The sequence below is a fragment of the Streptomyces sp. NPDC048111 genome (assembly GCF_043202815.1).
Classification (GTDB): Bacteria; Actinomycetota; Actinomycetes; order Streptomycetales; family Streptomycetaceae; genus Streptomyces.
On the sequence record NZ_JBIDBD010000057.1, the window covers coordinates 1 to 13,024 of the forward strand.

Below are 13,024 nucleotides of genomic sequence, written 5' to 3' on the forward strand. Positions count from 1 at the left end.
GGCCCCCCCCCCCCCCCCCCCCCCCCGCCCCGCCCCCCCGGGGGGGGCGGGGGGGCGGGGGGGGGGGGGGCCGCGCCCCCCCCCCCGCCGGCCGCCCCCCCCCCCCCCCCCCGCCCCTCACCAACGCGAGCGGCGCCCCTCACCCGCGCGAGCGGCGCCCCTCAGGACCGGGAGCGGGCCTTGAAGGCGGCCTTGCGGGCCTCCTTGGCGGTGGACTTGTCCGGGTGCAGACGGCCCATCGCCTCCAGGACGTCGGCGGTGGCCGGGTGTTCCACCCGCCAGGCCGCGTCGAAGAACCCGCTGTGCCGGCCGACCAGACCCTCGACCAGTTCCTGGAGCTCCTCCAGGTCGCCCTCCACCGCGAGCTGGGCGGCGATGGTGTCGATGGCCAGCCAGAAGATCATGTCCTCGGACGGCGGCGGCACGTCCGGAGCGCCGCGCTCGGCGAGCCAGACGCGGGCCAGGCCGCCGAGTTCGGGGTCGGGCAGCACCGCGCGCACGGCGGGCTCGGCGGAGGCGCCGGTCAGGGCGAGCGCCTGCTGGCAGTGCAGCCGGCGCAGCGGACCGCCCTCGTCGCCGCCCCGGGCCGCGGCGAGCAACTCCCCCGCGGCCTCGGCCGGTTCGCGCCGGGCGAGCCACTGCTCGGTCTCGGCGCGGGCCGACAGCTCGGGGAAGTGGGCGATGCCGTCGAGCAGCGCGTCGGCGCCCTTGTCGGCGAGGTCACCGACGGCCGGGGCGTCCACACCCGCCTCCAGCATCCGGGCGCGCACGCCGTAGAGGCCGAGCGGGGTGAGCCGGACCATGCCGTAGCGCGAGACGTCCTCGTCGTCGAGCGCCGGGGCGGGCTCGTCTCCGACCTCGGCCATCAGGGCCTCGTCCACCGGCTCGTACTCGACGAGTCCGATCGGCTCCAGGAGCCGGAACTGGTCGTCGAGCCGCATCATCGCGTCGGAGACCTGCTCCAGGATGTCGTCGGTGGGCTCGCCCATGTCGTCGGGGACGATCATCGAGGCGGCGAGCGCGGGCAGCGGGACGGGGCTCTCGGGGGTGCCGCCCTCGCTGACGGTGAGCAGGTACAGATTGCCGAGGACGCCTTCGAGGAAGTCGGCCTCCTCCTCCGGGTCCCACTCCAGGCGTTCGAAGTCGATCTCGCCGTCCTCGCCGACCAGGTCGGCGAAGTCGTCGATCATCGGCGCGGTCGCGTCGGCGAAGACCACGTCGAAGGCGTCGAGCCAGATGGCCAGGACGTCGTGCGGCGATCCCGAGGTGAGCACGGCCAGGTTCTCGCCGACGGAGGCGGTGCCGTCGGCCTCCTCGTCGCCCCCCATCGACTGCTCCGGGTCCTGGACGTCGACGAGTCCGGTGTCCACCGCGACCCGCCAGGCCTCACTGGCATGGGCCGGGCCGTCCTGGTCGTCGCCCAGGCCGAGTTCGGCGGCGGCCGCGGGCAGCTGCTCCTCGACCAGTTCGCCGCCGGCGCCGACCCGGGTGTCGGGGCCGGCCCAGCGGGCGAGCCGCGCGGCGCGGGCGAGCAGCGGGGCGGACAGCGCGTCCCGGGCCAGCTCCGCCTCGGAGTTCAGCCGAACCGGCGGCAGGGTGGGGCGGTCTCCGGACATCTGGGGGTACTCCTCGGCCGTACGGTCTGGGCGCTCTGGTCGCGCTGGATCAGCGGGTGGTTGAGCGGCACCCAGCGTAGACGCATTTCACCGGGTTTCGTTGCGCCGGCCGTACGCACCCGGCGTGCACCGCGCCGGGTGCGCCCGGCCCGTGCGGTCGGCGCACTCCGACCCCAGACCTTCACCTACTCGTCAGTAATCGGCCACCGCGAACTCTTGACAACTCCCCTCCCCGGGCAAGAGATTGACGCGCGTAGAACCGCACCGCCGCACACACCTTTCCTTCCCTCATCACCCGGAGTACCTGAATGCCCGTTCCGAGAACCGCCGCCGTGTCCGCCGTGGTCGCCGCCGCGCTCGCCGCCGGCCTGGTGTGCGCCACCTCCTCGCAGGCCGCCCCGGCCGCCGCTCCCGTACCGGCGAAGATCCATGACATCCAGGGCACCACCCGGATATCCCCGCTGGCGGGCCAGCAGGTCACCGGCGTGACCGGCGTCGTCACCGGGGTGCGCGCCTACGGTTCGTCCAAGGGGTTCTGGTTCCAGGACACCGCCCCCGACAAGAACCCCGCCACCAGCGAGGGCGTCTTCGTCTTCACCGGCTCCAACCCGACGGTCGCCGTGGGCGACGCGGTCGAGGTCGCCGCGACCGTCACCGAGTACGTCCCCGGCGGCCAGTCCTCGGGCAACCAGTCGGTGACCGAGCTCTCCAAGCCGACCGTGACCGTCGTGTCCTCCGGCAACGCCGTGCCCGCCCCGGTCGTCATCACCTCCCGCACCGTGCCCGACCGCTACACGCCCAGCGGCGACCCGGCGGCCGGCAACAGCGTCAACGGCCTTGCCCTGCGGCCGAAGAAGTACGCCACGGACTACTACGAGTCCCTGGAGGGCATGAACGTCCGCATCGGCACCTCGCGGGTCGTCGGCGCCACCGACCCGTACTCCGAGCTGTGGGTCACGGTGAAGCCGCAGGAGAACCGGACCGCGCGCGGCGGCTCGCTGTACTCCTCGTACCACGACCAGAACACCGGCCGCCTCCAGATCCAGAGCCTGATCCCGACGGCCCAGCAGCCCTTCCCCACCGCGAACGTCGGCGACACCCTGACCGGGACCACCGAAGGCCCTCTGGACTTCAACCAGTTCGGCGGCTACACGATCACCGCGCGCACGCTCGGCACGGTCAAGGACAACGGCCTCAAGCGCGAGATCACCCGCAAGCAGCGCACGGGAGAGCTCGCGGTCGCCACGTACAACGTGGAGAACCTGGACCCGAGCGACCCGCAGTCGAAGTTCGACGCGCTCGCCCAGGGCGTGGTGACCAACCTCGCCTCGCCCGACATCGTGGCCCTGGAGGAGATCCAGGACAACAACGGCGCCAAGAACGACGGCACGGTGGACGCCTCGGCGACCGTCAAGAAGTTCACGGACGCGATCGTCGCCGCGGGCGGCCCGGCCTACCAGTGGCGTTCGATCGACCCGGAGAACAACAAGGACGGCGGCGAGCCCGGCGGCAACATCCGCCAGGGCTTCCTGTTCAACCCGGCGCGGGTCTCCTTCACCGACCGTCCCGGCGGCACCGCCACGACCGCCGTCGGCGTCACCGGCACCAAGGGCCACCCGGCGCTCACCGCGTCGCCCGGCCGGGTGGATCCGGCCAACCCGGCCTGGGCGGACAGCCGCAAGCCGCTGGCCGGCGAGTTCGTCTTCAAGGGCCGGACCGTCTTCGTGATCGCCAACCACTTCGCCTCGAAGGGCGGCGACGAGGGCCTGCTCTCGCAGCACCAGCCGGTACCGCGCTCCTCGGAGGCCAAGCGCCTCCAGCAGGCACAGGCCGTCAACGCGTTCGTCAAGCAGCTGCTCGCGGTCGACAAGCACGCGGACGTCCTGGCGCTCGGCGACATCAACGACTTCGACTTCTCGGGCACCACCAAGGCCCTGGAGGACGGGGGCGCGCTGCGCTCGGCCTACCGGACGCTGCCGAAGAAGGAGCGCTACTCCTACGTGTACCAGGGCAACACCCAGGTCCTCGACCAGATCCTGACCAGCCCGGCGGTGCGCGGCTTCGACTACGACAGCGTGCACATCAACGCCGAGTTCGCGAACCAGACCAGCGACCACGACCCGCAGGTCATCCGCTTCCGTCCGTAAACGCGGCGCCGGCCGGGGCGCGGAACCTCCCCGGCCGGCTTCGCACGGGCAGCGCATCGGCGGCCGGGGCGCCCGGCGGCTCACACCAGGTGTCCGCCGCCGTCCACGAACATGACCTCGCCCGTCACGTACGGGGCGTCGACGAGGTGGACGACGGCGTCGGCCACGTCCTCGGCGCTGCCCGTGCGCCGCAGGGGCACCGCGTTCTCGACGTGCCGCTTGGTGTCGGCGAACCCTTCGACGCCCTCGTACCAAGGCGTTTCGATGAAGCCGGGCGCCACCGCGTTGACGCGGATCTCGGGGCCGAGCGTCCGGGCGAGCAGCCGCGTCATGTGGTTCACGGCCGCCTTGGAGACGGCGTACGGGATGGAGCTGCCGTTGGGGCGGACGCCCGCCTGCGAGGAGACGTTGACGACGACGCCCGCGCCGCTCGCCCTCAGGTGCGGGGCGGCAGCGGTGATGGTCTGCCAGACGCCGAGCACGTTGACGTCGAAGATGGACCGCCAGATCTCGGGGCTCGCGGCCGCGAGGTCGTCGTGCGGGATGAAACGGGTGGTGCCGGCGCTGTTGACGAGGATGTCCAGCCGCCCGAACGCTTCGACCACGTCCCGCACGAGGCGCTCGGCCTCGCCGTCCACCGAGACGTCCGCCCGGAGATAGCGGGCACCGGGCAGTTCGGCGGCGAGTTGCTCACCCGCCCGGGGCGAGCGGGAGTTGATGACGACACGGACGCCGGCCGCGGCGAGCCGGCGGGCGGTGGCGGCGCCGATGCCGGAGGAGGAGCCGGTGATCAGCGCGACGCGTGCTTCGCTCATGGTGCAGTTACCTCAATTGCGGTCTCGGCCGCGCCCGCGCACGATCATGCCACGGGGCCGATCCGCAGCCACCGGACCCCTCGGCCCCGCGCTCCGTCGGACCCGTGTCCCCCGGACCTGCCGGCCGGAGGCCGCCCCTCTTCAGCGTTGCTAAGGATTCCCGGAACGAAGTCTAAGTAGACGTTGACATTTCGTCGGGGTGAGACTGCCGTATGACGACGACATCGATCCCCGGCACGGCCGCCCGCCCGTTCGGCCGGGTGCTGTGCGCTATGGTCACGCCATTCACCTCGTCCGCCTCCCGCGAGCTGGATCTCCCGGCCGCGCGGGAGCTGGCGGCCCGGCTGGTCGACGGCGGCTGCGACGGGCTGGTCCTGAACGGCACGACCGGGGAGTCGCCGACGACCACCGACGAGGAGAAGACGGCGCTGGTACGGGCGGTGGCCGAGGAGGTCGGCGGCCGGGCGGCGGTCGTGGCGGGGGTGGGCAGCGCGTCGACCGCCCACACCGTGGCCCTGGCCCGGGAGGCCGAACGGGCGGGCGCGGACGGCCTGTTGGTGGTGGCCCCCTATTACAGCCGGCCGCCGCAGGACGCGGTCGAGACGCACCTGCGCACGGTGGCCGACGCGACGGAGCTGCCGGTGATGCTGTACGACATTCCGGCCCGCACGGGCACGCGCATCGAGACCGGCACGATGCTGCGGCTCGCGGAGCACGAACGGATCGTGGCGGTGAAGGACTGCGCTTACGACCTGTTCGGCTCGACCAAGGTCATGGGCCGCACGTCGCTCGCGTACTACTCCGGCTGCGAGGAGCTGAACCTTCCGCTGTACGCGCTGGGCGGGGCGGGCTGCGTGAGCACGGTGGCGAACGTGGCGCCGGGCGCGGTGCGGGGGGTGCTGGACGCCTTCGACGCGGGGGCGTGCGAGGAGGCGGCCCGCCTCAACCAACTGCTGCTGCCCCTGGTGGAGTTGATGATGGCGGCGGGTCTGCCGGGTGCGGTGACCGCGAAGTCCCTCCTGGACGTCCCGCTGCGTGCCCCGCTCCAGCCGGCCTCCGCGGCCGTCCGGTCGGGGCTCCGGGCAGCGCTCGACGCGCTGCCGACGCCCTGACTCCCCGTCCGGGAGGGTCCTCAGTCACCGGGCCTCCTCAGTCGCCGGGGCGCGCGGCCTCTGCGGACACCAGCATGTGGGCCTTGAGGAGGTTGCGGACGAGGACCGTCGCCCCCCGCTCCCCCACCCTGCTCCGCAGATCCGTCATGGTGAACGGCGCCCCGGTGAGGTACGGCGTGAGCAGCTCGGCCGCCTGCGCCGGGATGCGGGCGCGCTGCCGGTTGCCGATGTGGGTGCCCAGCACATGTCCGTCCCGGTCGAGGAAGTCGATGTCCTCGACGGGGATGCGCAGGGCCCCCGACATGTCGGGGCCGCTGTCGTGAATGATCTGGCGGCGGGACACCTCGTCGGCGAACTCCCGGTACAGCCGCACCGCTTCGGTGAATTCCTCGCGCGTCATCGCCGGGTCGATGCTGTGGAAGTGGTTCAGGGCGTACTGGGCCTGGGCGCTGACCTCGGTGGGAGCCGAACTCACCAGGCCGAACTGCTCGGGGTTGCGCCCCACGTTCGAGGAGCGGGTGGCTTCGAAGGGAAAGACGGTGAGGGTCTCGATGCAGTCGGCGAGGCCCTTGATGTCGTCGAGGGTGTCGATGGCTTCCCGGAAGGTCGTGGACGGGAGGTTCGGGATGAGGTTGATCCGCAGCTTCATCCCGACGTCACGGGCGTCCTGCAGGAAGCGCAGGTTCTCCTCCCGGTCGGCCGACTTGTTGACGAGTTTGAGGACGCGCGTGCTCGTCGTCTCCATGCCGATGATCAGGAATTCGCAGCCCGACTCCACCATCAGGCCGAGGACTTCCTTGTCGAAGCGCCGGTCGACCATGGCGAAGGAGTTCCAGTCGATGTCCAGGCCGCGGTCGATGATCGCCTGGCTCATCCGGCGGGCGAACGCCGGCGGGATGGACTCGGTGATGAACTTGAAGCGCCGCGCGCCGAACTTCTCGACCAGGCCCTGGATCTCGTCCACGAAGTTGTTCGGGTGCCGCCCGCGGAACGGCGCGCTGCCGTCGTACAGCTCGATGAAGTCGCAGTAGTCGCACTTGCCCCAATAGCAGCCCCGCGCCTGGGTGATGGCGAGGGTCGGGTCGGCGAGCCGGTCGATCGCTTCGGCGGGATACGCGGGCGGGGGCAGCTTGTTGATGTTCGGCCCGGGTGCCGGCGCCGCGTGCACCACGTCGTCCTCGTGCCGGTAGGAGACACCGGGGATGCCGGCGGGCGAGAACGCGCCGTCGACGGCGCGCCGGGCCAGCGTCAGCAGCGGGTGCTCGCCGTCGAAGCGCACCACGCAGTCGACCGCGGGATGGTGGCGCAGGAGGATCGCGAGGTCGTCGGGCTCCATCAGGCTCAGCGTGGGTCCGCCCAGCACGATCTTGGCCTGGGGGTGGCTCTCCCTCAGCAGCGCGGCCAGCATGAGGGCCGGCTCCAGCTGCGGCCCCATGGGCACGGAGATGCCGATCAGCGCGGTGTCCTCGGCGATGCGCCCGGTGATGCCCGACTGGGCGTAGAACTGCTCGAAGGCGTCCTGCGGATGACGGCCCGTGCCGACCGCGCGCAGCACTTCCGGGCCGGGGTCGAGGCTGAAGGGGCGCGCGATCAGCTCCATCGCGTAGGCGGACTTGCTGTCGGCGCCGTAGCGGTCCGTGCCGAAGCAGTGGCGTCCCTGCGCGTCGATCAGCCGGTTCCGGTTCTTCGCGGCCCACCGCGCCGCGGCGGCGACGAGGGAGTCCTCCGCGACCCCGTCCACCTGGCCGCCGGCGAGCCGGTCCAGACAGGCGTCCTCCAGCAGGAAGAGCGCGAACTCCTCGTTCAGGTCCTCCTGGGAACAGCCGATGCCGTTCTCCTCCAGGAAGGCGGCCAGGACCGCGGTGGAGGGGAAGAAGCTGCCGAAATTGGACTCGATGAGGGGAGGGAATATGAGCGTCACCGGACGGCTTGCGCCGTGGGCGGCACCGGTGTCGTGGGCGGCACCGGTGTGGGGCGTGATCTTGGATTGGGGCACGACGTTTCATCTCCTGGGTCCTTGGATGGAAGCGGCGGGACGGGCCGGGCCCGCCCCGCCGCCGTGGAGCACCCCGCGGCTCACGGCTCCACAGGGGACGCGGCCTCGTCGGCGCTGCCGGTGCCGTCGGTGCCGTCGGTGCTGCCGGTGCTGTCGGTGCTGCCGGTGTGGGCATCGGGGCCGGCCGCGCCCCGCAGGGTCCAGATGAGCACCGCGGCGGCGAACGCCAGACATACGGTTCCGGCGACGATGGGCGCGCGGTTGCCGGCCCCGCGGGCGAGGAGGCCCGCCAGAACGGTGCCCAGCGGGACCGCGCTGACGGCCAGGGTGTTGTAGGCGGACATCACGCGCCCGCGTATCGCCTCCGGGGCGTGCTCCATCAGGAGCGTCATGCCGGGGACGTTCCACAGCCCGGCGGTGAACCCGTCCAGCAGCACCCACGGGAGCGCCGCCTGATAGGAGGGGGCCGTGGCCAGGCCGATGAAGCCGACGATCTGGAGCAGCACCGCCCACCGGCAGAGCACGGCAGGACGCACCCTCGCCATCCACTTGCCCGCCGCGAAGTTGCCGCCGAGCATGGCGGCGGCCGTCAGGCCGGACAGCAGACCGTAGGTGGCGGCCGGCATCTTCAGGGTGTGCAGGGCGTAGAAGGGGAGGATGCCCAGGTACAGCCCCGCCGTGAGGTTCATCAGGCCCACGGTGCAGGCCAGGGCGCGGATCAGCGGGGTCGAGGCGATCCAGCGCAGGCCGGTCCTGAGGTCGCCCAGCAGGGAGGACGGCTGCGTCGCCGCTCCCTGTTCGGCGGGGCCGGCGGGGCCCTTTGCGGTGGCCGGCCCGGTCGGCTCGTTCTCGGCGGCGGCGGACGGAAGGCCCTTGGGCAGTCCGCGGACCGCGGCGGCGGCGGTCAGGAAGCACAGGACGTTGCCGAGGAACGGTATGTACGGATGCCATGTGTACAGGGCGCTTCCCGCGGGCGCGCCCGCGAACTGCCCCAGCCCGGACTGCGCCATGTTCAACCGGGCGTTGGCCTGCCCGAGGGACTCCTTGCTCACGGTGGCCGGCAGCAGGCTGTAGAAGCAGCTGTCGGAGACGGTCTGCAAGGTGGTCAGCGCGAACGCGCACGCCAGCACCGCGATGACGGTGATGTGCCCGGTGAACACGGCGACGGTGAGCCCGACGGCGATCAGACAGCGGGAGAAATCGGCGATGAAGAAGGCCCGGCGCTTGTCGTAGCGGTCCACGAGCACCCCGACGGGCAGCCCGAAAAGGAGCCACGGCAGGAAGGAGGCCGCCGTCACGGCGGAGATGACCCGGGGGTCGGCGGACAGGGACGCCACCAGCAGGGCGAACGCGGTGGTCCTGCTCGCGTCGGCGAACCGTGTCGACACCGCGGCCGTGAACAGCCGGTGGAACGAGGCGCCGAACCGCACACGTCCAGGGGTGTCGGAAGCAACGGCGGGAGCTGACGGGGCCGAGGGAGCCGGGGCTGGAGAGGAAGCCGGGGAAGAGGAGACGGGCGCCTTCATGCGGCACCCCCGGCCGGGCTCAGCACGCCGCCCGCGTCTTCGGCGGGCCCGCCTTCGGGGGGCACGCCTTCGACGGGCGCGAGCAGCGCCTCGTACTCGGAAGGCACCGGCACCAGGTCCGTACGGGGCTGAGGGGCCGTGCCCGACAGCACCTGGGTGAGTGCCGTCTCCGCGTCCGCGAGTTTGGCGTCCCACAGGCGTCGCGCGGCGGGCCGCAGCAAGCGGTGTGCGGCTTCCGCGGTGGCGGACGGCAGCGTGGTCGTCGCGATCCGTTTCAGGCAGGAGAAGGACCGCTCGCGGAAGTGCACGGCGCGCGCCTCGGCGAGGAACAGAGCGGCCTCCTCGTGACTGGCCCCGAAACCGGCGAGCAGCTCGGTGAGCCGCCGGACGCTGACCAGCGGCACCGTGAACGGGGCGTAGCTCTCGGCGTCGTAGGTGAGCGCCACCTCGTCATCGGCCACCAGGCGCCCCGAGGCGTAGTCGGCCCAGATCCGGCCGATGCCGACCATCCCCACGGGGGCGCACTCCACGGCACGCAGGGCTCCCATGCTGGACGCACCGTAGAGGCGGAACCCGGCTTCGGCGACGTCACGGATCTCGGTCAGGGTGACGGCCTGGGACTGCCCGAACTCCCCGTCGATGATGAGCAGTTGGGCTCCTGGATCGAGCTCGTTCACCAGGGCGGGGAGGTCGCCCGCGCGGACGGGAGGGCGCAGCACCGCGGCGATGAGTTCCAGGAAGGGCGAGCCGACCAGACTGGGGCCGGCGAAGACCGCGATCTTGTGTGGATCCATGGGAGGGGAGCTTCAATTCCTTGTCGGGCTCGGCTCGGGCTCGGGGCTGGGCAGGGCCCGGGGCTCAGGGCTCAGGGCTTGCCCGGGACGGGTTCGGGTGCGGGAGCGGGTGCGGTTCCGGTTTCGAGTACGGGTGTGCGCTGCTTCATCGCGGCGTGGAGGCGGGGGCCGAGCCGTCCGGGCTCCTGGTTGAAGAACTCCAGCCCCGGGACCACCACGCGCACCACGGCGAACGGGATGCCGGGGAGGGTCAGGTCGGTGACGTAGATCCTGTGCAGACCGGCCGCGGACAGCCGTTCGCGCAGCACGCCCAGGTCTTCGGCGAGGCTGCCCGCGCTGAGGTCCGGGTGATCGGAGAAGGGGCGTACGGGCCAGCCGTCGGCCCAGCTGTCGGCGCGCTCGCGCGCCAACGCGTAACCCTCCTCGCGGCGGGCCACATGACGGGCGATGTCCTCGCGTCCCCCGGAGATGATGCTCAGCCGCGACTGCGCGGCCTCCGTGAGCGCCCGGTACAGGGCCACCTGCGGAGACAGGTGGCAGCCGGCCCCTCCGTTGAAGAGCAGGGGGTCGTCCGCCTGCCGGTCGTCGATCGTCACGTAGAAGACCGGGACGCCGATGTCGTGGGCGAAGGAGAACACGCGCACCGCGATGCCGTTGCGATGGAAGCGCTCCACCAGCTCGGTGTGGGCGGCGGGGAGGCTGTCGAGGGGCACTCGGTGCCCCTTCTTGAGTACCTCGCCGAACGTGGTGGCGTCCCGCTCGACCAGTTCGTACAGGGCGTGCAGCGTGGCCTCCGCGCGGCTGTTCCCCGCGGCCAGACCGTGGGACACGGAGCCGGTGAGGCGGGGCCGGTCCGACGTCGGGGCCGACGAGGTCGCGTACGGCGTGAAGGCGGTCGCGGCCGGCAGCATGACCGTCTCGTCGGTGGCGAGACTGCGGTAGGGCCACCACTCGATGGGGGTCTCCTCGGTCCAGGTGGTGTGCCGGTCGAGGATGAGCGCGTGCGGGTGCAGGACCTTGCCCGTCAGCGACAGTTCGCGGAGGGAGCCGACGGGCCCACGGCGGCCGTGCTGCTCGCCGCAGTGGCTCTCGACGGCCTCCATGAGGGCGGAGGCCAGCGCGGCCTGACGGGTCGTCCCCTTGCCGCAGGTCACCGTGAGGTTTCCGGCGGCGGCGCGCGGGCGCAGGGTGTTGAACACCGGTATGCCGAGGGTGTCCAGGCCGGTGACGTCCGCGACGCGGGAGATCCCCACCACCGCGCGCGCTTCCCAGGCCAGCCGCACCGTCTCGGAGAGCGTGCGCACCCGATGCGTTCCCGCGTAAATGACTTTGTCGGTTTCCGCCCCGTTCAGGAACTCACTGACACGGGGCGGGTGGTCTGGGTCTGTGGTCACAAGCATGTATCACGCCAAGCAGGAGAGCGGGTCTGGGTGGTTCGGTTCGCACGCCGCGGAAATGGGTTGCACATATCGGAAACCCGGGTTGACGATGTCCGCCATCGGCACACCGCGAGACCCCAGCATCCCGGCATCCCGGCATCCCGACATCTCGGCGGCGATATGGTGCCGTTTTTCATTTCGACTTGCTGCCGCAGTGTTCTCAGGGGCCGGCGGCGATAAATACATGCACCGCGGGAGGCGAGAGAACACGCGACGCCCGCCACGCCCGTCACGCTGATGGCAATAGCGGAAAGAACGACTCCCGCCGGAGTCGGTTCGGCTGCCTCCGGCCTCGAAGCTCCGGGCCCGATGGGGCGGCGAACTGCGGGGGCGGGCGGTGGGCGCTGGGCGGCCGGGACGGGGCGCGCCTTTTCCCGCAGGGTGCGAGCCGTGGAGGGCCTGCCGACCTACGCGGGCCGCACGGGCCGTGCAGGACACCGGTCCCGCGTAGGACGCCGGCTCCGCGTGGCCGGCAGGCCCGCAGGTCCGCGTACGTCCGCAGATCCGCCCAGGACCGGAGTGGGCCGGTCCTGGGCGGAACCGATGCGACGGTGCGAAACGTCAGCGGCTGTTACACACCACGACGGCGCTGTCCGAGGCCTCGGTCCAGTCGCGGTCGAGCTCGTCCCAGTTGACGACGGACATTTCGGTACCCTCGATGTTCTCAGCCATGACGATCTCCTTTTATAGCGGTTTCCAGAAATCCGCTCGAAAAAATCAGAAAGATCACCGAAGGCGATCTCCGGATTCCTTCGAACGGTGCGAGCCGGCTCACGAATGATCTTCCTTGACCGCGGGCTGTGCGGCTATTGCCGTTTCGGATGAAGGGCCGCTGACGGAGTCAGATATTCCTTGGAGGATGCTCCAAAGTGCGCCGACAAATAGGGCGGGGTGATGGATTTGTCCGGGGCGGGAATTGTTGCGTGTTGAACATGTGGGGGTGGGTGCAGTCTCAGCTCCTGGGGCAGCGCCCCCCGGGGGTTTGCCCACCCACCCACCCGTGCGGCGGGCTCAAAGGTTCAGCGGCGACCGGGGCTGGTGGGGCGGCAGGTGCCGTGCGCGTACGACCGACACGGACGCGTTATTGAACTGGCCGTCGGCTGCGGCCAGCGGCGCGGCGGTGCCGGGGACGGGCGGGGTGTCTTGACGGCCCAGTCCCCCCAACTCCCTGGCCGCCTGCGGCCCGTGCTCGCTTGTCGCGCAGTTCCCCGCGCCCCTAGAAGCGGGGTCGGGCCCGGGAGGCGCTGGCGCGGGCCCGGGGGCAGGCTGGGGCCGGGCGGGGCATTTCGGAGCCCGAGGTCCTCAACCCCCCGGCCGTGTGCGGACCGTGCCCGCTTCTCGCGCAGTTCCCCGCGCCCCTGGCAGGACCGGTACCGGCCCGCGCGTGTGTCCCAGCCTGCCTCGCGCAGTTCCCCGCGCCCCTGGCAGGACCGGTACCGGCCCGCATCGGCACCCTCAGCCCGTCCGGCGTTTGAGGACGAGCGCCCTTAAGGCGCGAAAGGGGGGTGCAGGGGGCGCAGCCCCCGCCGGGGTTCGAGGGGCGGAGCCCCTCAGGGGGTCTGGGGCGCAGCCCCAGGGG

The 13,024-nt window shown here is 71.8% G+C and carries 8 protein-coding genes; 2 read left to right on the top strand and 6 right to left on the bottom strand.

Going from position 1 to position 13,024, the window contains the following annotated elements:
- Nucleotides 1-161: 161 nt before the first annotated feature.
- Nucleotides 162-1,616: a hypothetical protein gene (locus tag ACGF3I_RS34855; RefSeq protein WP_393139281.1), complete on the bottom strand. Its 1,455-nt coding sequence runs from the start codon at nucleotides 1,614-1,616 to the stop codon at nucleotides 162-164.
- A gap of 308 nt (nucleotides 1,617-1,924) precedes the next feature.
- Here ACGF3I_RS34855 and ACGF3I_RS34860 point away from each other — a divergent pair, with 308 nt between their 5' ends.
- The gene (locus ACGF3I_RS34860) at nucleotides 1,925-3,763 is read left to right on the top strand and encodes an endonuclease/exonuclease/phosphatase family protein (RefSeq protein ID WP_393139283.1); all 1,839 of its coding nucleotides are present in this window, start codon (nucleotides 1,925-1,927) and stop codon (nucleotides 3,761-3,763) included.
- An 80-nt stretch (nucleotides 3,764-3,843) separates the two neighbouring features.
- On the opposite strand, the gene ACGF3I_RS34865 is transcribed toward ACGF3I_RS34860, so the two are convergent.
- Nucleotides 3,844-4,578: an SDR family NAD(P)-dependent oxidoreductase gene (locus ACGF3I_RS34865; RefSeq protein WP_393139285.1), complete on the bottom strand. Its 735-nt coding sequence runs from the start codon at nucleotides 4,576-4,578 to the stop codon at nucleotides 3,844-3,846.
- 212 nt (nucleotides 4,579-4,790) lie between these two features.
- Here ACGF3I_RS34865 and dapA point away from each other — a divergent pair, with 212 nt between their 5' ends.
- Nucleotides 4,791-5,690, top strand: a complete 900-nt coding sequence (gene dapA, locus ACGF3I_RS34870; protein ID WP_393139287.1) for a 4-hydroxy-tetrahydrodipicolinate synthase — start codon at nucleotides 4,791-4,793, stop codon at nucleotides 5,688-5,690.
- A 37-nt stretch (nucleotides 5,691-5,727) separates the two neighbouring features.
- On the opposite strand, the gene ACGF3I_RS34875 is transcribed toward dapA, so the two are convergent.
- The 4 genes from ACGF3I_RS34875 to ACGF3I_RS34890 form a co-directional block, all read right to left on the bottom strand.
- Nucleotides 5,728-7,686 carry a B12-binding domain-containing radical SAM protein gene (locus ACGF3I_RS34875; RefSeq protein ID WP_393139289.1) on the bottom strand — a complete coding sequence of 653 codons (1,959 nt, stop codon included), beginning with the start codon at nucleotides 7,684-7,686 and terminating at the stop codon, nucleotides 5,728-5,730.
- A gap of 80 nt (nucleotides 7,687-7,766) precedes the next feature.
- Nucleotides 7,767-9,116, bottom strand: coding sequence for an MFS transporter (locus tag ACGF3I_RS34880; RefSeq protein ID WP_393139291.1), 1,350 nt, complete (start codon nucleotides 9,114-9,116; stop codon nucleotides 7,767-7,769).
- A gap of 92 nt (nucleotides 9,117-9,208) precedes the next feature.
- Entirely contained in the window at nucleotides 9,209-10,006 is a 798-nt protein-coding gene (locus ACGF3I_RS34885; protein WP_393139293.1) for a TfuA-like protein, read from the bottom strand.
- Between the two features lie 71 nt (nucleotides 10,007-10,077).
- Complete coding sequence (locus ACGF3I_RS34890) at nucleotides 10,078-11,310, bottom strand: YcaO-like family protein (RefSeq protein ID WP_393139295.1); 1,233 nt, start codon at nucleotides 11,308-11,310, stop codon at nucleotides 10,078-10,080.
- Nucleotides 11,311-13,024: the final 1,714 nt, after the last annotated feature.

Coding starts and splice junctions, on each gene's coding strand:
- dapA (WP_393139287.1), top strand. CDS start 4,791: ATGACGACGACATCGATCCCCGGCACGGCCGCCCGCCCGTTCGGCCGG.
- ACGF3I_RS34865 (WP_393139285.1), bottom strand. CDS start 4,578: ATGAGCGAAGCACGCGTCGCGCTGATCACCGGCTCCTCCTCCGGCATC.
- ACGF3I_RS34885 (WP_393139293.1), bottom strand. CDS start 10,006: ATGGATCCACACAAGATCGCGGTCTTCGCCGGCCCCAGTCTGGTCGGC.
- ACGF3I_RS34860 (WP_393139283.1), top strand. CDS start 1,925: ATGCCCGTTCCGAGAACCGCCGCCGTGTCCGCCGTGGTCGCCGCCGCG.
- ACGF3I_RS34855 (WP_393139281.1), bottom strand. CDS start 1,616: ATGTCCGGAGACCGCCCCACCCTGCCGCCGGTTCGGCTGAACTCCGAG.